Raw genomic sequence first — 22,069 nt, forward strand, 5'->3', positions numbered from 1 at the left:
GGGGTAAAGCACCCAAGGGGAGGTAAAACGCTGCTAGTCGAGGTTGGCGAGGATGTCGGCGGCTTCTTCCTCCAGTTCGACGACGGCGACCTCCGCCTCCTCCTCGGAGAGCGAGTCCTGCAGCGGCGCCATCACGGTCACAATGTCGGAGCCGATGCGCAGAGTGACTGCTGCGCTGTGCTCATTCTCTCCGGCCGAACTGATCCGCCGGGTGATGCCGGAGGCGGCATCAGCCTCGGAGGAGATGTCCACCGTGTCGATCGAGGTCGAGGTCTCTGCCGAATCCTCCGCGCTGCGCTGGGCGGTGTAGGCATCACATTCCTCCAGCCCGTCCTGCTCGGCGCTGAAGTGGGAGTCTGCGGCGCGCCAGTCCGGGAACGTGTAGATGACGGCCTGACGTTCGGCCGGCAGATCCACGGTGACCGGTTCGGGCTCCTCCTCGGAGTCCTCCTCCTCGCTGCCGGAGTCACCAGTGTCGCCAGAGTCTCCGGTGTCGCCAGAGTCTCCAGTTTCTGAGTCCGCCGAGTCCGCCGAATCACCTGAGTCATCGGGCTCGGCTGAGCCTTCCGCGGAGTCTTCCTCGGTGCTGGCCAGTCGGATCTCGGCCCCGGCGGAGCGGGCGCCGGCCTCGGGATCCTCTTCACCGCCTGACTGACCTTCAGACTGACCTTCTGACTCCCCTTCAGACGCGCCGTCGGACCCGCCGTCGGACCCGTCCGTGACGGTCCCATCGGCGAAGGCCACCAGCGATCCTGCGGGCACCGGCACCGCCGAGCGCACCACGAACTGCTTGCACTCCGGGGGATCAACCACCAGCTTCTGCAGCTCGGTCTCGACGTCGCGCAGTCCGGCCCAGTAGTCGTCGGTGTCGGTCAGCGTGGCCTCGGGATACCGGTCCTGGAGCTGTTCGCGCATGTCCTCATGCGAAAGCTGGTTGCCCTTCGGCTCCGGCGCCTGCTGCTGCTCGGAGTTCGAGGCACCGGTGTCGGCGCCGGTCACGGGTTCGGTGGAGTCCTCCACGGTCGCGGTCTCACAGCCGGTGAGCACCAGCACGGCGAGCAGGCCGAGTGCGGCACCGCCTCGGGTGCGCCGGCGCGACCCCGACGACACGGGAGCAGAGCCGGAACCGGGGCCAGTGACGGAGGCGGCGGTGGGGAAGGAAGTCATCTAGAACAGTATGGTCGCGAAGGTCCCCACCTGAGTGAATCCGACGCGCTCATAGGTCCGAATCGCGGCGGTGTTGTAGCTGTTGACATACAGGCTCACCGTGGGCGCCAGCCGCAGGCCGTGCTCGACCACGGCGGCCATTCCCGGCGCGGCAAGACCCAGGCCGCGGAAGCTCGGCCGCACCCAGACCCCCTGGACCTGGACCACCTCCGGAGCGGCGGCGCCGAACTCGGCCTTGAACACGATCTCCCCGGTGTCCGGATCCTCGGCGATGATCGAATGCCCAGCATCGATGAGTCCACGCACCCGCTCGCGGTACTGACTCGCTCCCTGGGCGTAGGGCGAGAAGCCCAGCTCCTCGGCGAACATGGCGGCGCTGGCCCGCTCCACCCGGGAGAAATCCTCGGGCACGGCCAGCCGCGATCCAGCAAGCGGTGGGATCGCAGAAGGTGCCGTGATCGCCATCAGCGGCTGCTCGGGCCGCAGGTCGCGGGCATCGGTCCAGCCCGTGGCGTCATAGAGTTCGACGGCGGCCTCAGCCTCCCCGTAGATCGAGGCCACGCGGCGGCGCATCGCGCCCACGGCGACCCCGAAGAGCTCAGCCTGCTCGGCGTTCGCGGCCACGGGGATGATGTTGGTGCCGGCCCAGCAGGCCGCGATCAGCCCGCTGGTGCCGCGGGCCCCACCCGTCCCGCGGGCCCCACCCGTCCCGCCAGCCCCAGCGGCTCCGTCGATGCCCATGACCACGGCGCTGTTGCGCCCACGGCCGGGTCCGGCAGTCTGCCGGGCCCGCACCGAGGTGGAGACAGAGACGTTGGCCACCGGGTCGGTGGCGAGGAGACGCTGCAGGGCGGGGGTGTCCCCGTGTCCGAGCACGCGGACATGGCCGCGGGTGGCGCGGTGCACGCGGGCCGCTGCGGCGTCAGCTGACGGAGACCACAGGGGCACTCGCTGCCTGAGCATCTCCATCGGATTCGCGTTCCATTTCTTCGGCCAGGCGGTTGGCTTCTTCGATCAGCGTCTCCACGATCTGGTCCTCCGGCACGGTCTTGATGACCTCGCCCTTGACGAAGATCTGGCCCTTGCCGTTGCCGGAGGCCACACCGAGATCGGCGTCTCGCGCCTCCCCCGGTCCGTTGACCACGCAGCCCATGACGGCCACGCGCAGCGGGACCGTCATGCCCTCGAGCCCGGCGGTGACATCATCGGCGAGCGTGTAGACGTCGACCTGGGCGCGGCCGCAGGAGGGACAGGAGACGATCTCGAGCTTGCGCGGGCGCAGGTTCAGCGACTCCAGCAGCTGGTTGCCCACCTTGACCTCTTCGGCCGGCGGGGCGGAGAGCGAGACCCGGATCGTGTCGCCGATGCCCTGGGAGAGCAGCGCGCCGAATGCCACCGAGGACTTGATCGTGCCCTGGAAGGCGGGCCCGGCCTCGGTCACGCCGAGGTGCAGCGGCCAGTCGCCGCGTTCGGCGAGCAGCTGATAGGCCTGGACCATGATCACCGGGTCGTTGTGCTTGACCGAGATCTTGAAGTCGTGGAAGCCGTGCTCCTCGAACAGGGAGGCCTCCCAGACGGCGGACTCGACCAGCGCCTCAGGGGTGGCCTTGCCGTATTTGTCCATGATCCGCTTGTCCAACGAACCGGCGTTCACACCGATGCGCAGCGAGACTCCGGCATCACCGGCGGCCTTGGCGATCTCGCCGACCTTGTCGTCGAACTGGCGGATGTTTCCGGGATTCACCCGGACCGCGCCGCAGCCGGCGTCGATGGCGGCGAAGACGTACTTCGGCTGGAAATGGATATCGGCGATCACCGGGATCTGCGACTTCGCCGCAATGATCTTCAGCGCCTCGGCGTCCTTGTCCGTGGGGCAGGCCACGCGGACGATGTCACAGCCGGAGGCGGTGAGCTCTGCGATCTGCTGCAGCGTGCCGTTGATGTCGTGGGTCTTGGTGGTCGTCATCGACTGCACCGAGACGCGGTGGTCGCTGCCCACACCTACTGACCCGACCTGGAAGTTCCGCGTCTTCCGGCGCGGCGCCAGCACTGGCGGCGGCGCGGAGGGCATTCCGAGATTGATGGCGGGCACAGACTCTCCTGGTGGATCTAGTTCTCCGGCGTCCTTGAGGACGCTGGATTCACGGACAGCGACGGGGTGACCCGACCCTTCCATGGTACCGCCCGCGAGATGCGCGGCTAATCGAAGAGACGGATCGGATTCACGATGTCCGCGTAGATCAGCAGCACGCCCATGACCAGCATCATCGCCGCGACCACGTAGGTCAGCGGCAGCAGCTTGGAGATGTCGAAGGGCCCTGGATCAGGCCGCCCGAGCAGCTTGGCCAGCCGACGTCGCAGGCTCTCGTAGAGGGCTCCAGCCACGTGACCGCCGTCCAGCGGCAGCAGCGGAATCAGGTTGAAGACCATCAGCGCCACATTGACCCCTGCCACCAGGGACAGCAGCGAGGCGAAGCGGGATTCCAGCGGGATCTCCTCCTGGGCGGAGAGCTCCCCAGCGATCCTGCCCACACCCACCACCGAGAGCGGCCCGTCCGGGTCCCGCTCGGCGGAGGTGAAGGTGGACACCGCCACGTCATAGAGGCGCACCGGCAGGTTCGCGACGACCCCGCCCACCGCCTTGGACTGCTCCCACACCACCGGCCCGGCCTCCCAGAACGGCTGCTGGACCATCTCCTGGTCAGCGCCCATCCCGATGAAGCCCACCGGTTCGGTGACGAGCTCGCCGTCGTCGTCGCGCTGGGCCCGGCCCAGACCGTCGCTGACCGGACGCTCGGTGAGGATCGGAGTCAGCGTGGTGCTGCGCTGATCGCCCTCGCGCACGTAGGTGACGCTGCTGGACTCCCCGGCGGACTCACGGATCAGGGCGGTCAGCTCGTCCCACTGCTGCACGGGCTGACCGTCGAAGGCGAGGATCTCGTCTCCGGGGCGCAGTCCGGCCTCGTAGGCGGGACCGGCGGGATCATCGGTGCTGCATTCGCTCTGCCCGGCATCGGCGGCGTCGGCGGAGACCACGCACTCAAAGACCTCGCGCACCGTGGTGTTCGGCTCAGCAGTCCCGTGGAAGGAGATGATGCCCGCAGTCAGGGCCAGCGCGATGAGCCCGTTCATGGCCGGGCCGCCGAGCATGATGATGATCCGCTTCCAGGTGCGCAGCCGGTAGAACATGCGCTGCTCATCTCCGGGCTGCAGGTCCTCGGCCGCGACCTCGCGGGCCTCCGCAGACATCTGCTGGAAGATCCCGGTGGACTGGGAGCTCACGGTCTTTCGCGGCGCGGCCGAAGCTCCCGGCCCGGAGACGCCGGCCGCCGCAGCTGCACCGGAGCCCTCGGCCGACGACGACGCGGGTGCGGCGTACTGCGCGCCCACCTCGCTGAGGTAGGGGTCTCGGGGCCCGGACTCGGCGTGGCCCTGCGCAGACTCGGTGTTGCCCTGCCCGGGCTCGGTGTGGCCCCGCTCAGACTCTGAGTGCTCGTGTTCGGCCGGGTGGTTCACCGTCCCGGTCTCGTCCGGGGGCGGATACATGCCGATCATCGCCACATAGCCGCCCAGCGGGATGGCCTTGATCCCATACTGGGTCTCGCCGCGCCGGCGGGACCACAGGGTCGGTCCGAAGCCGATCATGTACTGCGTGACGCGGACGCCGAAGAGCTTCGCCGGGAGCAGGTGGCCGATCTCGTGCAGCGCGATGGACAGCGCGATGCCCAGAGCCACGATCACGACTCCGGCGATCATCAGGAGCGCGATCATGCGTGGACCTGCACCTTCGCGGCGCCGATGAGCTCATCGGCTGCCGCACGCGCCCACCGCTCCGCCTCGAGGACCTCCTCCAGGGACAGCTCTCCGGCGCTTCCGGCGGGGCTGTATCGGGCCAGTGTGGCCTCCACCGTGGACACGATCCCCGGGAAGCTGAGCCGGCCGGCGTGGAAGGCCTCCACGGCCTGTTCGTTGGCCGCGTTGTAGACCGCCATATGGGTCGGGGAGGCAGCGCAGGCCTGCTTGGCCAGGGCGACGGCGGGGAACGCCTGCTCATCCAGGGGCTCGAAATCCCACTGCATGGCCTGGGTCCAGTCGATCGGGACATCCACCTCGCTGAGTCGGTCGGGCCAGGAGAGGCCCAGGGCGATCGGGATCAGCATCCGCGGGTGCCCCGCCTGAGCGATCGTGGAGCCGTCGGCGAACTGGACCATGGAGTGGATCCACTGCTGGGGGTGCACCACGGTCGCGATGTCCTCGACGCCGATGTCGAAGAGCAGGTGTGCCTCGATCACCTCCAGCGCCTTGTTCACCATGGTGGCGGAATTGGTGGTCACCACTCGGCCCATCGCGTAGTTCGGGTGCTTCAGCGCCTGGGCGGGGGTGACCCCGGCGAGCGCGGCGGCGTCCCAGCCGCGAAAGGGTCCCCCGGAGGCGGTGACGACCAGCTTGGAGACCTCAGAGGCGCCGCTCAGGGCGCTCTGCCCCGGGCCCGGCAGCGAACAGAGTCCGCGCTCATGCCGTCCGGAGCTCAGCGCCTGGGCCAGGGCCGAATGCTCAGAGTCCACCGGGACCACCTGTCCCGGACGCTGCACGGCCTCGGCGACAAGGGCCCCGCCGACCACCAGCGACTCCTTGTTCGCGAGGGCCAGGGTGGCGCCGGAGCGCAGGGCGGCAAGTGTGGGCCGCAGCCCGATGGAGCCGGTCATGCCGTTGAGCACGACGTCGGCGCCGGACTCCCCGGCGATCTGCACCGCCGCCTCGACCCCGGTGAGGATCTCGACCTGGTCTGCTGAGGCAGGCCGTGATGCTGAGTCAGGCTGTGACGCTGAGGGGGCACGCAGCAATGCCGCCAGCTCACTGGCCGCCGCGGCGTCGGCGATTCCGACGATCGTGGCCCCGGTGGCGCGGACCTGCTCGGCGAGCATGGGCGCGTTGGACCCTGCCGCCAGCGCGACCACCTCGAACCGGTCGGGATGCGCGGCGATGACCTGAAGCGCCTGGGTCCCGATGGAACCGGTGGAACCGAGAATCGCCACGCGGCGCTTGGGGGAAGCCATGGCACCATTATGGCGCACCGGATCGACCGTGTCGGGAGCGCACAGTAGTCTGGAGGCACAGCAGATGCGTACCCACGCGGCCACAAGCCGATGAAGGAGCCCCACCGATGATCACCCTGCGCAAAGTGGAGACGGAGGACCTGGAACAGTTCTTCGTGTTCCAGCAGGATGCCGATGCCGCACATATGGCCGCATTCGCCTCCACGAATCCCAAGGACCGCAGCGTGTTCGACCATCACTGGGGCGAGCTGCTGAACTCCGATGACATCATCGTGCGCACGATCGACCGTGACGGGCAGCCCGTGGGCTCCGTCGCCGCCTTCGAGGACGAGTCCAGCCGCGAGATCACCTTCTGGATCGAGAAGCGCTTCTGGGGCCAGGGCATCACCACCGAGGCCGTGAAGAAGTTCCTGACCGAGTTCCCCGAGCGTCCCGTCACGGCGCGGGTCGTGGTGGACAACCTGGGCACGCTGAAGATCCTGGAGTCCCTCGGCTTCTCCGAGGTCGGTGAGGAGTCGAACTTCTCCAACGTCCGCGCGAAGGTGGTGCAGGAGAAGATCCTGCAGCTGGACTGATCGCGCCGGTCGAGCCCGCCCCGGGCCCGGGGCTGCTGCCCCGCAGTGCACTCGTCTCGGAGTGTGACACACGCCGTTGACGTGGCTGACCTGGGGTCTAGTATTTGTTCAGCGCGCCGAACCGTGGCGCCCTGAACCCTGAGGGGGTCACGACGATGGGTGTCGAGAATCCCGAGGGTGTGATCGGCCGTGACCCACAGCGCGCCAAGATCCTCAGCGCCATCTACGGCACCACCGCAGGCCGGAGCACCGTGTGTCTGCTGGAGGGTCCCATCGGCTCCGGAAAGTCGGCACTCGCCTCGGAGGCTCGCGCACGTGCAGCGGCTGCGGGACTGACCGTCATCTCGATCGCGGAGCTCTCTCTGCCCGGCGGGGTCTGCGCCGTGTTGCAGCAGCACGGCCCGGGTCCCTTCTGCCTCGTGGCCGACGACATCCACCGGGCAGGCCCTGCCGACCATGCAGCCGTGGAGCAGCTGATCGACCAGGGACCCCTGTCGATGAACGCCGGCCCTTCGGTCCTGATCCTCGCCACCGCTTCACCCACCTCTGACCCGCTGACCCGTCGGCTTGCCCGCATGGCTGCGAAGACCGGAACCCGCATCACGCTCCGGGGCCTCACACGCGGAGAGCTCGCCACGCTTCTGCGACTGCATGGTTCCCACCCCTCCCACGAGCTGATGACGATCCTCCATGCCCGCTCTGCCGGGAACCCCGGCATCGCGCTGCGCCTGGCTGAGGAGGATCTTGCTCCCGAGGCCGCGTCGCGCTCTCCGATCCCGCAGCAGTTTCTGCGACCCGAGGTGGAGCAGATGGAACCTTGCCTGCGCACCTTTCTCGAGGTCCTGGCGCTCGACGGAGGAGACGCTCGCGCGGAACAGGCCGCCGAGGTCTCGGTGCAGGCGCTCCAGGACGCCGACCCCGGGATCGATCCTCTGCCCACGAATGAGCTCATCGACGCGCTCAGCCCGATCCTCTCCGGGAACGGGCAGGAGGTGCGACTCGAGGATTCGGCCTGGCGCGAGACAGCCGTGGCGCTGGTCGAACCTGCTCGCCGCCGAAAGCTGCACGGACTCCTGGCCGAGCGCACCACGGGGCTGGCCCGCGCCCGGCATCTCAGCGCCGCCTCCCCCGTGGCCGACCCTGAGCTGGCAGATCGGCTCGAAGCCCAGGCACACACAGCCCTGGATGCCGGAGACTATTCCGCGAGCGCGACGTACATGGCGCTGGCCATGAGTCTCAGCCAGGGCGAGGAACGGCGCAGACGGCTGATCACCGCCGGTCTCACCATTGGACTGGCGGAAAATCCTCCGGGCGCCGTCGAGCTCTCGGCAGAGATCGACCTCGTCGAGGACATCCCGCTGACCGCCTTCTTCCGCGCAGGACTGTCCTTCTTCACGGGCAAGCTCTCCGACGCCCGCAGCCTGTTGTACGCTCAGCTCCGGAGCCCGCAGGATGCCGGAGAGCACCACGATCTCCTGCGCTGGCGCATGCTGATTCTGCTCGGCAGCGTGGAGATCGCTGCGGCGGACGAGCATGCTGCCCAGGCTGCGGTGAACGAGGCCCGTCGGCTCGGCGTCGAACCCTCCAGCAGAATCGACGCGGTCATGAGCCGCGTGCTGGTCATGCACGAGGTCTATGCGCTGTGGAACACCGGCTGCGTGGACGAGGCCATCAGTCGTCTCGACGTGTTCCTGATCGAGGCCGAGGGTACTGCCGAGCACACCGATGCGCTGTACTTCCGCGGACGGGCGCACTTCTACGCAGGTCATACTGCGGCAGCCCTCGATGACCTCGAACGGGCCGAGGCGAGCCGGCACCAGAGGGTCGTCCCCGCGGCGGCCCAGCGTGGAATGGCGGAGCAGGCCGTGATGGAGTTCCACCTGGGGCGCTGGTCAGATGCGATCCTGCGCTCCGAACGCGTCCTCGCCATGGCCCGCAGCACGCGGGACTGGCGCGGGCTGGCAAGCTCTCATTCGGTGCTGGCGATGGTCGCCGTCGCCCATGCCGATGAGACGGCGGCGGCGGAGCATCTGGACTGGCTCGCCCACCACGTCACCACCTCGAGCGCCCTGCCGCTGTACAACGTGATGACCGCCCTGGTCTGGTCCGCACGGATGGCGGGAGACCATGAGCGTGCCCTCGAGCTGATCTCTGAGTTTCGGCGCACCAGGCTCAGCTCATGGAGCGACAAGGTCGGGCTCATCGGCTGGCGTGCCCTGGAGGCCGGGGCGCTGCTGCATCTGGAGAGTCCCGGCCCTGATCAGCTGCGTCAGGCCGAGCGCCTGCTGGAGAGCTTCTCGCAGAAGGTCGCGAGGCGCCCGGGGCTTCCGCTGCCCTTCGGCCATCCGCAGGCGCTGCAGGGCAAGCTGTCCGCCCTGCGCGGGGACCTGGACGCGGCGGTTGAGCACTATCGTGCCGCGATCTGGCTGGCTGCGGAGTTCCCCCACGTCCGGGCGAGGATCCACCACTCGCTCGGCGTGGTGCACCGCGATCGCGGGGAGCACGGCTTGGCCGACGAGCAGTTCGAGGCGGCGAAGAACATCTTCGCCCAGCTCGGCGCCGCCCCTGAGCTCAGCGCCGTCAAGAGCAGACTTCTCTCGGTGGCGGGACGCTACACCTCGCTCACCCCTCGCGAGCGGGACATGGCCTATCTGATCTCACAGGGCCGGACCAATCGGGAGATCGCAGAGGGCCTCTTCGTCTCGGTGAAGACCGTGGAGTATCACGTCTCCAACCTGCTGCCGAAGCTGGGGATGACCTCCCGACGGGAGCTCTGGACAGCGGCGGCAGTGGCCTCGCAGCGCACCAGTCCTCCGGAGCAGACGCCGGGATTCGCCCCCGGGGTGCATGTCTGAGCGAAAGACCCCTCGCTGCGTCATTCCTCGCCGAGCAGTCGACCTGCCGTGCCCGCCGTGCCCGCCAGTCAGCCTAGCCTGACGGTCAGCCGGCGTCCTCCTTCACCTCGTCAGCGGTCAGCGGCACCCACGGGGAGTTGTCCGGGTCCGCCACGGAGGCGTCGGGACTCTCCCCCTCGGTCCACCATTTGGCCTCGTAGGGGGTGCCCTCGGAGAGCACCCGATCCCCCTTCTCGTAGGACGCGGATCCCTTCCACTCGGGGTAGGTGCCCTTCTCCACGGTGAACACCGGTGCAGGAGTCTCCCCGGGCAGGACCGGGCCGACCAGCTCCCACGGGGTGTCCCAGGCCTCCAGGACCGGGTTGTCGGGAAGCTCGCCCCGCGTCCACCATTTGGCCTCATAGACATTGCGGTGCCAGACGATCTTGGTCCCCTCGAGGTAAGAGGCTTCCTCGGTCCAGATGGGGTACGGGCTGGTCTCGGGGTCATCCTCCTGCGGAGCGGCGGCGGCCGGGTCCGGCTCGGTCGAGGCGTCCGCAGCCTCTGCCGCGTGTCCGCTGTAGTCCTGGCTCAGCACCTCGGCGAAGTGCTCCTCGCCCTGATCGACCCCGCTGCAGGCATCGGAGACCCGGGTGGTGTCCGGATAGTTCGACCCGCAGGTGGCATCGCGGTTCAGCGACCACATCGACATGCGACCGATGCCGTTCTCCACCGCGAACTCGTTGAACCGCTTGGCATCGTTGAGCTGGAAGACCTCGTCCAGGACATCGTTCTGCCCGATCATCGGAGTGGCGCCCAGCTTGCCCCACAGGGCTGAGTCGCCGAGCGGGATGCCTGCCTGCTCGTACATGATGCCCAGCTGCCGGTGGGTTGAGCGCATGGCGGCCGCAGAGGCGTCGAACATGGAGCGCGAGTCGCGAGCCTCTCCGTAGTTCATGGTCATCAGGTTCACTCCGGCCAGGTCGGTGCCGGAGTCCAGCATCCCCATGACGACCTCCCTCCCGTCGGCGGTGAGCCCGCTGGGGATGACCGGCAGGGTCAGCCAGACCGCCAGCGGCTTGCCGACGACGCGACGATCGGCCTGCAGGGAGGCCAGCGCCTCCGCACGCAGCGCGTTGGACTTCGGGTCCTCCAGCGCGCTCCCCTCGATGTCCAGATCGATCGTGTCGAGGTCGTAGCGCTCGATCACCTGCAGATAGGCCTCGGCGAGCTCCTCGGGCGATTCGCAGACGGTCGCGAGCTCCTGGTTGATCGCCCCGCCGAAGGAGACGACGACGCCGGCGTCCTGCTCACGCAGGCGCTGGATGCGACGGTCCAGGTCCAGCTCCTGGCCGGCCTCGTCCAGGCCGTAGTGGGTGCCCCAGCTTGGAGTGCAGGTTCCGTCCTTGTCCGCGACGATGAAGGAGAGCACCACGTCGGGAACATGGCCCGCCGCGTCGGCCGAGCCCTCCTCGAAGGCGTAGCTGGGAGTCGCGGTGACATCCACATAACCGGCGAACCAGTGAGGCGCCGGTTCCTGAGATGCACGAGCCTCGTACATGCGTACTCCTAGGACTCCGGCCACCGCGGTGGCCAGAAGAATGACGACGGCGATGCTCACGCGCCAGGGGGACAGTCGTGCAGTGGCGCTCATACCTTCTCCTCCATCGCACCGGGCTGGCCGTGGTGCTGAACCGTGCCCTGGGCGTCTGACCGGACGCCCGTCGCAGAGAGCGTGAGCGGCTTCGCCGGGATCGTCAGGGGCTGGACGGTCAGCGGGTGTCCCATCAGCGGGTGCAGCACCGCAGCCGAGGCCGAATTGAACGAGCTGCGGGCGCGGACCGGTGCGTGGGTCTTCTGCGGGGAGTCCCGGTGGGCAGAGAAGGTCCCGATGGTTCCTTCATCCAGCACGACGCGCCAGTCCAGCTCATCCCGGCTGGGTTCAGCGAAGCCAGGCTCCTTCATGGTCCTGGCACTGCGCCGGGATCCTGACGTTGTCTCCACGTAGAACCAGCCGCGCACCGCCAGGACGACGTCGACCAGGGCGTTCCATGGGCCGATATAGGCGATGAAGGCCCAGGCGCCCCAGAAGGCGTTGAAGGCGGCGAAGGCGGCGTTGCCCCAGTTCTGCTGGGCGACGTCACGTGCGAGCGTGAGCAGGGAGAAGCCGACGATCAGCACCGGAGTCAGCGCGTAGAGCCAGGGTGCAGCGGTGCGGTTCTTCACCTTGGGGGTGCGCGCGAAGGGAATCTTCTCGCCGGTCAGCGCCTGCTGCAGGGACTTGATGACCCCTGCCAGGTTGACCGGGAGCAGGATCAGGTTGAACCCGTAGATGCGGAAGATGTCAGAGAACCTGTACCCGCATTCGCGCAGGTCAGCGCCCATGGTCACGAAGTACGGGACGGCGGCGAGCAGGATCAGCGGACTCAGCAGGCGGGAGTCATACGGGTAGGCCAGGAGAAAGATCAGCCCGAGGGAGGCCCAGGCGATCGAGGCCATATAGTTCAGTCGCAGCAGGACCTCGGTCAGCCGCACCTGTTCCCCGCGACGACGACGCGCGCGGAGCTCACGGACCAGCTTGGGCAGGATCAGCAGGCCGCCGTTGGCCCAGCGACGTCGCTGCACCACCAGGGAGCCGAAGTCGGGCGGTGTGGCGCTGTAGGAGAGCCGCTCGGGGTAGTTCATCAGCGTCCAGCCGTGGGCGCCGAGGTCAATGCTCGATTCCGTGTCCTCGATGACGGTGCGGTCCTGGACGAAGCGCCTGACCAGCACCCCGTTCTCCCAGCTGGCCTCTGCGATGTCCTGCAGGGCCGCGGTGCGGATGACCGCGTTCGCGCCCACCCAGAATGTGGCGCCGGCGTGACTCATGCCCTGGTGCAGCAGGTGCTGGATATCCGTGGTGGCACCAGCGAGCCGCTCGATCCGAGTCCCGGCCCCGCGGAAGGAGGAATAGGGGGTCTGCGTCACGGCGATCCGTTCGTTGCCCGGCTGCTCCAAGAGGTGGACCAGGCGCAGGCAGTACTCCGGCAGGAGCAGCGAGTCGGCGTCCAGGGTGAGCACGAACTCGGCGGCAGGCACGCTGAGATCGGGAGTCTCTCCCGGGTCGACGGGCTGCAGCGAGTCGCCGGAGAAGCCGGTCTCGACCTTGTAGTCCCCGCCGAGCAGGCCGAGGTACGCGTTGAGGTTCATGGCCTTATTGGCCTCGTGGGAGAGATTCGTATACGCCTTGCGCTCGAAGCTGCTGAGCTTTGCACTGAAGATCCAGGTCAGCCGGCGGTGCATCTGGAGCAGGCGCTCCGGGCTGGGGAACTCCTGGGATTCTGCCGCCATGGCGAGGGCGTCGGCGGTGAGTTCGAGCTCGGCGGCGAGGCTTCCCAGCACCTGGGTGCAGAAGAAGTCATCCACATGATCGGCCCGCGGCTCCGATTCGGCCATCGCACGGAGCCAGTTCCCGCCCCAGGCGTAGTGTCCGGCGAGGGTCAACACCTGGAGCGAGTTCACCTGGGGCTCCTCGGCCAGGCCCATCTCATAGATCACCTGGGCGTCGTGCATCCGGGTCGCCGGAAGGCGCAGCGCCGCTTCGATGTCCTCAGCGAGCCCCCGGGTCTCCTCCAGAGCCGGACTGAGGGAATCCGGGGAATCGTCGATGAGCAGCACCACGTGGATCTCGGGGTACTCCTGCAGCGCGGCAGACCAGAGGGTCTGGCGCACCACGCCCGGCTCCTCGGCGTATGAGGGGACCAGCACGACCATCGGTGAATCGTCCTCGGAGCGCTGAGACACTGCGCTGTGTCCGCTGAAATGTGTGTCCAGCTCCGTGCGGGAGGCCCTGCGGTGGGAGCGGAAGCGCAGCAGCGCGCCGTGCCGCGCGACCAGGTACATCAGTGCGGAGAACGTCAGCATGGTGACGACCAGCAGGTAGCCGACGGTCTCCATGGTGAAGCGGAAGTTCTGAGAGCCGTATTCGAGGAACTGCCAGAGCACGGTGGAGACGATATAGCCGACCCAGGCGAGGACGGTGGCGAGGATGGCCACGCGGCTCAGCACGACCCGTCGCAGGCTCGGGCGAGGGTGGACCACCGGCAGCGGTTCCGTGCGGCGCTCGGCGCCGAACTGGCGTCGTCGTCGTGGGGTCTGTGTCGCGGAGGTGACTCGTGCAGAGGTGTCTGCATAGAGGGGCGCGGGCGAAGCTGAGGAGACAGGCATGAAAGGGCATCCCGGGTTTCGGGCAGGGGGAGGTCCTGCAAAAAGGGTGGGCCCGCCGGTGAACGGACCGGCGGGCCTCGGTGCACTATAGAGACTATTGTTCATACCCCGAGGGCGCCCTGGGGTAGCACCCTAGGGTTTCATTCGCTCTGCGGACCCGCGTCCGGATGCTCCGGGCGAGGCGAAACTCCTGCTCGGTGTATTCTCGGGCCATGACTGTGAGCCACGCAACAGACCCCGAGACCACCTCCTCGACGCGCCCGGCAGGACTGCGCTGGGGCATCCTCGCCACCGGCTTCATCGCCACCCAGTTCACCGGCGACGCCCTGCTCGCGGGATTGGACGTGCGCGCCGTGGGATCGCGCTCCGTCGAGTCTGCGCAGCGCTTCGCCACCGCTCACGGCATCCCGACGGCCCACGGATCCTATGCTGCGCTCGCCGCAGACCCGGAGATCGACATCGTCTACGTCGCCACACCCCACCCCGTGCACCGAGAGACGGCGGGCATGATGCTGGAGGCCGGCAAGCACGTGCTCGTGGAGAAGCCGTTCACGCTCAACCGCGCGGAGGCGGTGGCGCTGCGCAACCAGGCCCGGAACAAGGGCCTGCTCGTGATGGAAGCCATGTGGACCCGCTACCTGCCGCATATGCGCCGCATCCATGAGATCGTGGAGACCGGCGGCATCGGCGAGGTGCGCACCCTCTTCGCCGACCACACCCAGTCCCTGCCCACCGATCCGGAGCACCGGATCAATTCACTGGCCCTGGGCGGCGGCGCGCTGCTCGACCTCGGAATCTATCCGATCTCCTTCGCCTGGGACTTCCTGGGCGAGCCCATCAGCGTTCAGGCGGCTGCCCACTTCGGCGCCACCGGAGCTGACACCGAGGTGGCCACGGTGATGACCCACCTCTCCGGTGCGCTCTCCACGACGACCACCTCCTCCCGCGCGAAGGGCCCGAACACCGCACACATCGTCGGGACCGAGGGCCGAATCGACATCGACGGCGTCTGGTACACCTCCGCAGACTTCACCCACTCCGCAGCCGACGGCACAGTCCTGGAACACTTTGAATCGCCCCGTCAGGGATTTGGCATGCAGCACCAGGCCATCGCGGCCGAGGACTACGTCGCCCGGGGGGCGCTGGAGGGAGAGCTGCTCACCCTGGACGACTCGGTGAAGATCATGGGCACCCTGGACGAGATCCGCGCGCAGATCGGTCTGCGCTACCCCGGCGAACCGCGCCTGCGCTGACCGATCCCCCGCGAGTGCGGGACAGACGATCACGCGATCGGCACGGAGTTGACTCAGGCGTGCCTGGCTGAGACCACCTCGGGGGTGTGCAGCCGTTCCAGCACCGCATCCGCATGGGTGGGGGGCTGCTGCGATCCGAACCGACTGACCAGCACGGTCACGGCAAAGGCCAGCGGCACACACCAGAGCGCCGGGGAGACCAGCAGCTGCACCGGTCCGGGCTGGACCGGTCCGTCGCCCAGGGTCAGGCCCAGGATCTGTGCGGTCAGCGAACTCACCGCACCCACGGCCATCCCCCAGATCGCTCCATGGACGGTCAGGCCCCTCCACCACACGCCCAGCAGCATCAGCGGAGCAAGGGCGGAGGCGGTGAACGTGAACACCATGGCCACGGATCCCGCCAGGGCGAGCTCGGAGGTGGCCGTGCCCACCGCCAGCGGGACAGCGATCGCCAGCAGAGCCCCGAGCCGGAAACCCCGTACCGTGCCGGAGAAGAACTCCTGGGAGAGAACCCCCGAGACAGAGACCACCAGACCGGAGGTGGTGGACAGGAAGGCAGCGAAGGCTCCGCCGGCGATCAGCGCGGTGAGCACGTCGCTGGCCATGCCGTCGAAGACCGCCGCTGGCAGCCGGAGGACCGCCGTGTCATGGCTGAGTCCGCCGCTGCGCGCGATCTCTCCTGCCGCGGCGGGTGTGCCCCAGACCAGTCGGGCCACGACGCCGAGCACCACCGGCAGCAGATAGAAGAGCACCAGCAGGCCGAGCAGAAATGTCGTCGTCCTGCGCGCCGCCGCCCCGTCGGGGTTCGTATAGAAGCGCACGAGCACATGGGGCAGTCCCAGCGTGCCCATCATCAGCGCCAGCAGCACCGAGACGCTGCGGGAGAACTCTGACCACGGGTCCGTGGCCGGACCGAAGGCCGCCAGTGAAGTGGCCCAGGCGGCGTCGAAGGCTGGCAGCTCCAGGCGATCCCAGAAGCCCACCTGGAGCAGGATGAACACCGTGGGCACCAGAAGCGCGGTGAGCTTGACCCAGTACTGCACCGCCTGGGCTAGGGTCACCGAACGCATCCCTCCGCTGAGCACCACGAAGAGCACCACCAGGGCCACCAGCAGCGGCCCCACCCAGCCCGGTGCTCCCCCGGTGGCGGAGAGCGCGATGGAGGCCCCATGCAGCTGCGGGACGATATACAGCCAGCCCGCCGCGACGACGACGATCACCGTCATCCGACGCATCAGCGCTGAACGGAGGCGCAGCACCACGAAGTCGGGGATCGTATAGGCCCCGGAGCGGCGCAGCGGAGCGGCCATGAAGAGCAGCAGGATCAGGAAGCCGGCGGTGTAGCCCACCGGGAACCACAGCCCGTAGGTCCCGTGGGCGAGGATGAGTCCGGCAACGCCCAGGAAGCTGGCCGCGGAGAGGAACTCCCCGGCGATCGCAGAGGCGTTCATCCAGGGCGGCACGCGGCGCGAGGCCACGAAGAAGTCTCCGGTGCTGCGCGAGAGGCCCGGGCTGCCCAGCAGCACCGTCAGGGCGCAGACCGCGCCGACGGCGCACAGCACGGTGATCTGCTCCCCGGTCATGCGAGATCAACCCCGGCCAACTCGGCCCAGGTACGTTCATTGGCCTCCGCCCGGCGCCGGAACAACCAGGCCGTGGCCAGCAGCACCGGGAAGAAGCCGAGACCGGGGACCACCCAGGACAGCGGCACTCCCCAGAGCAGGATCGCCCCGACTCCTGTGGTGGTGAGCAGCAGGCTCACGGTGACCAGCAGGACGAAGAATCCCACGCCCAGCACCAGCGCGAGCCGCAGCTGCGCACGGATCAGCCGGCGCACCGCGGCGGACGACTCGGCGCGGGAGAGCGTTCCGTGTTCGGCCCCCAGCGCATGCTCCCCCGCCTGACCGCGGCTCAGCAGCGCTTCACGCACCGTGGGCACACCGTGGGGCCCGCGCACCGCCGTGCGCGCGGCGGCGGGACCAGGGAAGGAGTGAGCGGCGGGCTCCGCGGCGGGACCGGGGAAGGACTGGGCGGCGGGCTCCGGGAGCGCAGGCTCCTGCGCGGAGCTCACAGCCGGGACTCCTCGAACCGCTCGCGCACCTGTGGCATCAGCCGACGGCTGACCTCGAGCTCCGCACCGGGGACCTCGACGCGCATGCGACCCTGCCGCCGCGTCACGCGCTGCACGTGCGCCAGGTTGACCAGCGAGGATCGGTGCGTGCGGATGAATCCGTGAACCTGCCACTGCTCCTCCAGCTCAGCCAGGGGTGCGCGCAGCAGATAGGTCCCGGTCGGAGTGTGCAGCCGGGCGTAATCCCCATGGGCCTGGACCCAGCGGATGTCCTGCAGGGCCACCAGCACCGTGGAGTCCCCCTGCAGCACCGAGATCCGGACGGGGCCGGGCCCCTCCTGTCCGGCGGTCTGCAGTGCTGAGCCGGCACGGCGCAGAGCCTCGCTGAGCCGCTCGGCACGCACGGGTTTGAGCAGATAGTCCCGGGCCTCCAGCTCGAAGGCCTCCACCGCGGGGTGGGCATCGGCGGTCACGAAGACGATCTGAGGTCCGATGCCAGTGGGAGCGGCGCTCGTCGAGGTCATGGTGCTGGCGGAGCTCCCGGCGCCAGCCGCGGCCATGGAGCTCGTGGAGTTCGCGGCGGCCGCGGAGGCACCCTCGCGATCTTCGCGGATCCGGCGCGCCAGGGAGAGCCCGCTCATCCCGGGCATGTGGATGTCCAACAGCACCACGTCCACCGTTCGAGCGGCCAGCACCTCTGCGGCGGTGCGGGCATCAGCGGCGGTGAGGACCTCACCCACCTGAGGCTCGGCCGCCAGCAGCCACTTCATCTGGGTCAGCGCCAGCGGCTCATCATCGACGGCCAGGACGATGAGACCGCCGGTGACGGTCGAGGACTCCATCATGACCCTCCCTGGGTCGATCCGGACTGGGCCGGTGGATGCGTGGGCGATTCCAGGAAGGACTCCGCGAGGGGGGCCGGGCCGGGCTGGAACTTCGGGATGCGCATCGAGACCTTCATCCCGGCACCGGGGGCGGTCTCCACCATCAGCCCGGCATCGGCCCCATAGGCCTGGCGCAGCCGCAGGTCCACGTTGCGCACTCCGATATGGGCGTTTCCGGCCTGTCCGTGGAGCACCTGGCGCATGGCCTCGGGCTCTGCTCCCTGGCCGTCGTCCTCCACGCTGATCTCCGCGTGGGTGGCGGTGTCGGCCGCGCGCAGCCAGACGGTGCCCGACCCGGCCGCGGAGTCCACTCCATGCCGCACGGCGTTCTCCACCAGGGGCTGGACTGCCAGGAATGGGATCTGCACCCCGAGGACCTCGGGCGCGATCTGCAGGCGCACCTCGATCCGATCACCGAAGCGGGCCTTCTCCAGGAGCACATAGCGTTCGACGGCGGCCAGCTCCTCGCGCAGCGTGGTGAACTCGCCCTCGGCGCGAAGGCTGTACCGGGTGAAGTCCGCGAAGTCCAGGACGAGCTCTCGGGCGCGCACCGGATCCGCAGGGATTGTCGCCGCGATGGCATTGAGGCTGTTGTAGATGAAATGCGGGGAGATCTGGGCTCGCAGCGAGCGCAGCTCCGCCTCCACCAGCTGGCGCCGCATCGCCTCATCCACCGAAGCCTGGCTCAGCTCGGCGCGGATCTCCGGGCTGATGACCGATTCCCCCGTTCGGGAGCGCCCGGCGTCGTCGTCGGCTCTGTCATCCCTGTGGGTCCGATAGAGCAGCACGGCGGCGATGATCACCCCGGCCACCAGGGCCAGGGCGAGCACCAGGGGGGCGAGCGCTGCCAGGAGATTCATCGTGCTCATCCTATGAGTCACAGACCGGCCCGGCTGCATGGCGCACGCACCGACCACTCGTCGCTTATTCAGCACCGCTCGTCGCACAGGACCCCGAACTGGCGAATCGTGACCCGGGTCACACTGCAGGCTGGAGGTACATATGCGTGACCGAGGCTCGCCTTCGCGAGCCGATACGACCTAGGAGGACCAGCCATGACCCAAGTCAATGCCCCCCACGCGGGGCCTGTTGACTACCAGGAGGTGCAGGGGCGCGAAGACTTCCAGGAGCTTCGCAGGACGCACCGGAGCTTCGTCTTTCCGATGACGGCCTTCTTCCTTCTCTGGTACATCGCGTTCGTGATCGCCGCGGCATTCTTCCCGGACTTCATGGCCATCCCGGTCTGGGGAAACATCAACCTCGGCCTGGTGCTGGGCCTGGCCCAGTTCCTCACCACATTCGTCATCACCGGACTCTATGTCTGGTTCACCAATTCGAAGCTGGACCCGAAATCCTCGGCCATCCGGATCGAGCTCGAAGCCCGAGGCGCAGGCCTGCCTGAGGAGGAGAAGCACTGATGAACTCCCTGATCACCGCGTTCACAGCGGAAGCCGGCGCGACGCCGCTGGCGAGCGCCGCCGCCGAGGCGGGCTCCGAGGTCGGAAGCCCGCTGGCGAACATCTCGATCTTCGTGGTCTTCGTGGGCGTCACGCTCTTCTTCGTGATCCGCGCCTCGAAGAACAACAACACCGCGGCTGACTACTACGCCGGCGGCCGCTCCTTCTCCGGCACCCAGAACGGCACGGCCATCGCCGGAGACTACCTCTCCGCGGCCTCGTTCCTGGGCATCGTGGGTGCCATCGCGGTCTACGGCTACGACGGCTTCCTCTACTCCATCGGCTTCCTGGTGGCGTGGCTGATCGCCCTGCTGCTGGTGGCAGAGCTGATGCGAAACACCGGCAAGTTCACCATGGCGGATGTGCTCAGCTTCCGACTGCGCCAGCAGCCCGTGCGGATCGCCGCGGCGATCTCCACCCTGGCCGTCTGCCTGTTCTACCTGCTGGCGCAGATGGCGGGCGCCGGTGCGCTGGTCTCGCTGCTGCTGGGCATCGACTCCGGTGTGGGTCAGTCACTGATCATCGCCGTGGTGGGCGCGCTCATGATCTTCTACGTCTTCATCGGCGGCATGAAGGGCACCACCTGGGTGCAGATCATCAAGGCCACCCTGCTGATCATCGGCTCGGCCGTCATGACCATCTGGGTGCTGGCGCTCTACGGCTTCAACTTCTCCGAGCTGCTCGGCGCAGCAGTGGAGAACACCGGCGAGGAGGCGCTGCTCGAGCCGGGCCTGCAGTACGGCGCGGACCTCTTCACCAAGCTCGACTTCATGTCCCTGGGCATCGCACTGGTGCTCGGCACGGCCGCGCTGCCGCATGTGCTGATCCGCTTCTACACGGTTCCCACCGCCAAGGACGCACGCAAGTCCGTGGTCGTGGCTATCGCGCTGATCGGTGCGTTCTACCTCTTCACCCTGGTTCTGGGCTACGGCGCAGCAGCGCTGCTGGACACCGAGACCATCCTGGCGGCACCCGGCGGGCAGAACTCTGCGGCCCCGCTGCTGGCCTATGAGCTCGGCGGCACCCTGCTGCTGGGCTTCATCGCCGCCGTCGCCTTCGCGACGATCCTGGCGGTGGTCGCGGGACTGACCATCACGGCCTCGGCGTCCTTCGCCCACGACGTCTACGCCCAGGTCATCAAGAAGGGTCAGCTGGACTCCGCCGGTGAGGTCAAGGCGGCCCGCATGACCGTGATCGTGGTCGGCATCCTGGCCATCGTCGGCGGGATCGGCGCACAGGGACAGAACGTGGCCTTCCTGGTCGCGCTGGCCTTCGCCGTGGCGGCGTCGGCGAATCTGCCGACCATCCTGTTCTCGCTGTTCTGGAAGCGCTTCACCACCCGTGGTGCGCTGTGGTCCATGTACGGCGGGCTCGGTTCGGCCCTGCTGCTGATCGCCTTCTCCCCCGTGGTCTGGGGCCGGGACACCTCGTTCTTCCCCGATGTTGATCTGGCGATCTATCCGCTCACCAACCCGGGTCTGGTCTCGATCCCGCTGGCCTTCCTGCTGGGCTGGATCGGTTCCCTGACCTCCTCGGTGGCGGAGGATCCGGCCAAGCAGGCAGAGATGGAGATCCGTTCACTGACCGGCGTGGGGGCGGAGAAGGCCACCGAGCACTAGGCCTGACCCCTCCCTCTGCGCTGAAGGGCGGATTCCCCGAGTACTTGATGCCTTGAGCGGCATGAGATGCCCGGAGAATCCGCCCCTCAGCCGTGTGTGCGGTGGTTCTCGGGCCGCCAGCCGCGCTGTCGCAGCGCCTGCTCGATCCGCCGCACCGCACGTCTGCCCTGCTCCGGCATGTGATCCTGCCAGTCAACGCCGCATCGGCTGGGCGCGCGGCGCCAGGCGGCAGGCTGTGGAGAACCAGGAGCAGCACGCCGTCAACACGAACGCCGAGGAAACCTGCCCTGCCCACCGCGTTGAGCGGCGGATTCTCCGAGCAGCTGGGCCCTGCTTCCGCGTGAGGTGCCCCGTAGATTCGGCCGCTCAACGAAGAAAGAGGGCCGATCAGCCCACGGAGGCCATGATCTCGGTCATCTTGTCCAGGAAGGCGTCCACCTGAGCCTCGTCATAGCCGTTGTGGCCATGGGCTCCGGTGAAGGTGATCGTGCGGACCTCGTCCACACTCATCGGGTTCTCCCCGTCGAGGTACTGCTCGAGCTGGCGGCACAGCTCGTCCACCTGCTCCTTGCGGTAGCCGTTGGAGGAGGAGTGGGCCGGCTCTCGGAAGCGCTTCCCGTCGGGCAGCGCCAGGCGACCGCGCAGCGGCTCCGCGCGCTCGGCGAGCAGCTCGTACCAGGCGTCCTCGCCATGGGCCGCGATGTACTTGTCCCGCTCGGAGCCGGCGAAGGCGTCCTCCAGCCGGTCCAGCGCGCCGTCGACCTCGGCGGGGTCATATCCGCCCCCGGTCATCGAGAAGGACACGTCACGGATCTCCGAGAGCGCCATCCCCTCGCCGGAGTCATAGGCCACGCGGGCCCTCCCCATGAACTCGTCAACTTCATCCCGGTTGTACCCCTGCTCCCCGTCGTCGAGGAGCGTGAAAAGTGCGGTCTCGTTCGCCATG

At 68.3% G+C, this 22,069-nt stretch carries 17 protein-coding genes; 5 read left to right on the forward strand and 12 right to left on the reverse strand.

Translation table 11 applies throughout. From position 1 onward, the window contains the following. Positions 1–33: 33 nt before the first annotated feature. The 5 genes from H4W27_RS07920 to dxr all read right to left on the reverse strand — a co-directional run bounded on the left by H4W27_RS07920 (position 34) and on the right by dxr (position 6,224). Positions 34–1,167: a hypothetical protein gene (locus tag H4W27_RS07920; RefSeq protein WP_192595449.1), complete on the reverse strand. Its 1,134-nt coding sequence runs from the start codon at positions 1,165–1,167 to the stop codon at positions 34–36. After that, on the reverse strand, positions 1,168–2,130 hold the full coding sequence (locus H4W27_RS07925) for a GNAT family N-acetyltransferase (RefSeq protein WP_192596499.1): 963 nt from the start codon (positions 2,128–2,130) through the stop codon (positions 1,168–1,170). It lies immediately after the preceding gene. Next, positions 2,090–3,238 carry a flavodoxin-dependent (E)-4-hydroxy-3-methylbut-2-enyl-diphosphate synthase gene (ispG, locus tag H4W27_RS07930; protein WP_225939379.1) on the reverse strand — a complete coding sequence of 383 codons (1,149 nt, stop codon included), beginning with the start codon at positions 3,236–3,238 and terminating at the stop codon, positions 2,090–2,092. Before ispG ends, H4W27_RS07925 begins: the two co-directional genes overlap by 41 nt. Before the next feature lie 128 nt (positions 3,239–3,366). After that, positions 3,367–4,938, reverse strand: coding sequence for a M50 family metallopeptidase (locus H4W27_RS07935; RefSeq protein ID WP_192595451.1), 1,572 nt, complete (start codon positions 4,936–4,938; stop codon positions 3,367–3,369). Further along, a complete protein-coding gene (gene dxr, locus H4W27_RS07940; protein ID WP_192595452.1) occupies positions 4,935–6,224 on the reverse strand; it encodes a 1-deoxy-D-xylulose-5-phosphate reductoisomerase in 1,290 nt (429 codons plus the stop codon). The genes H4W27_RS07935 and dxr overlap by 4 nt, the downstream gene beginning before the upstream one ends. A gap of 107 nt (positions 6,225–6,331) precedes the next feature. On the opposite strand from dxr, the gene H4W27_RS07945 reads away from it, so the two are divergent. After that, entirely contained in the window at positions 6,332–6,799 is a 468-nt protein-coding gene (locus tag H4W27_RS07945; RefSeq protein WP_192595453.1) for a GNAT family N-acetyltransferase, read from the forward strand. 155 nt (positions 6,800–6,954) lie between these two features. Further along, positions 6,955–9,654 carry a helix-turn-helix transcriptional regulator gene (locus tag H4W27_RS07950; protein WP_192595454.1) on the forward strand — a complete coding sequence of 900 codons (2,700 nt, stop codon included), beginning with the start codon at positions 6,955–6,957 and terminating at the stop codon, positions 9,652–9,654. Positions 9,655–9,739: 85 nt separating this feature from the next. Here H4W27_RS07950 and H4W27_RS07955 read toward each other — a convergent pair whose 3' ends face one another. Both H4W27_RS07955 and H4W27_RS07960 read right to left on the reverse strand, forming a co-directional pair. Beyond that, positions 9,740–11,287: a chitinase gene (locus tag H4W27_RS07955; protein WP_192595455.1), complete on the reverse strand. Its 1,548-nt coding sequence runs from the start codon at positions 11,285–11,287 to the stop codon at positions 9,740–9,742. Then, on the reverse strand, positions 11,284–13,839 hold the full coding sequence (locus tag H4W27_RS07960; protein ID WP_192595456.1) for a glycosyltransferase family 2 protein: 2,556 nt from the start codon (positions 13,837–13,839) through the stop codon (positions 11,284–11,286). The genes H4W27_RS07955 and H4W27_RS07960 overlap by 4 nt, the downstream gene beginning before the upstream one ends. Positions 13,840–14,051: 212 nt before the next feature. On the opposite strand from H4W27_RS07960, the gene H4W27_RS07965 reads away from it, so the two are divergent. Beyond that, positions 14,052–15,092, forward strand: coding sequence for a Gfo/Idh/MocA family protein (locus H4W27_RS07965; protein ID WP_192595457.1), 1,041 nt, complete (start codon positions 14,052–14,054; stop codon positions 15,090–15,092). Positions 15,093–15,145: 53 nt separating this feature from the next. On the opposite strand, the gene H4W27_RS07970 is transcribed toward H4W27_RS07965, so the two are convergent. Genes H4W27_RS07970 through H4W27_RS07985 form a run of 4 tightly spaced genes read right to left on the reverse strand, consistent with a single transcriptional unit; the run spans position 15,146 to position 18,907 of the window. Beyond that, positions 15,146–16,675: a sodium/solute symporter gene (locus H4W27_RS07970; RefSeq protein ID WP_192595458.1), complete on the reverse strand. Its 1,530-nt coding sequence runs from the start codon at positions 16,673–16,675 to the stop codon at positions 15,146–15,148. Next, positions 16,672–17,163, reverse strand: coding sequence for a hypothetical protein (locus H4W27_RS07975; protein WP_192595459.1), 492 nt, complete (start codon positions 17,161–17,163; stop codon positions 16,672–16,674). Before H4W27_RS07975 ends, H4W27_RS07970 begins: the two co-directional genes overlap by 4 nt. Further along, positions 17,160–18,005: a LytR/AlgR family response regulator transcription factor gene (locus H4W27_RS07980; protein ID WP_192595460.1), complete on the reverse strand. Its 846-nt coding sequence runs from the start codon at positions 18,003–18,005 to the stop codon at positions 17,160–17,162. Before H4W27_RS07980 ends, H4W27_RS07975 begins: the two co-directional genes overlap by 4 nt. Continuing rightward, on the reverse strand, positions 18,005–18,907 hold the full coding sequence (locus tag H4W27_RS07985) for a sensor histidine kinase (protein ID WP_318782228.1): 903 nt from the start codon (positions 18,905–18,907) through the stop codon (positions 18,005–18,007). The genes H4W27_RS07980 and H4W27_RS07985 overlap by 1 nt, the downstream gene beginning before the upstream one ends. Positions 18,908–19,102: 195 nt before the next feature. Here H4W27_RS07985 and H4W27_RS07990 point away from each other — a divergent pair, with 195 nt between their 5' ends. Together H4W27_RS07990 and H4W27_RS07995 are read left to right on the forward strand one after the other, a co-directional pair. Further along, the gene (locus tag H4W27_RS07990; protein WP_192595461.1) at positions 19,103–19,465 is read left to right on the forward strand and encodes a DUF485 domain-containing protein; all 363 of its coding nucleotides are present in this window, start codon (positions 19,103–19,105) and stop codon (positions 19,463–19,465) included. Continuing rightward, positions 19,465–21,123 (forward strand): solute symporter family protein, encoded by a 1,659-nt coding sequence (locus H4W27_RS07995; protein ID WP_192595462.1) that lies wholly within the window; start codon positions 19,465–19,467, stop codon positions 21,121–21,123. The genes H4W27_RS07990 and H4W27_RS07995 overlap by 1 nt, the downstream gene beginning before the upstream one ends. Positions 21,124–21,510: 387 nt before the next feature. Here the strand turns inward: H4W27_RS07995 and H4W27_RS08000 are convergent, their stop codons facing one another. Beyond that, positions 21,511–22,068: a DivIVA domain-containing protein gene (locus H4W27_RS08000; protein WP_225939051.1), complete on the reverse strand. Its 558-nt coding sequence runs from the start codon at positions 22,066–22,068 to the stop codon at positions 21,511–21,513. Position 22,069 lies beyond the last annotated feature (1 nt).

Origin of the sequence: Nesterenkonia lutea (assembly GCF_014873955.1) — a bacterium.
Taxonomy (GTDB): Bacteria; Actinomycetota; Actinomycetes; order Actinomycetales; family Micrococcaceae; genus Nesterenkonia; species Nesterenkonia lutea.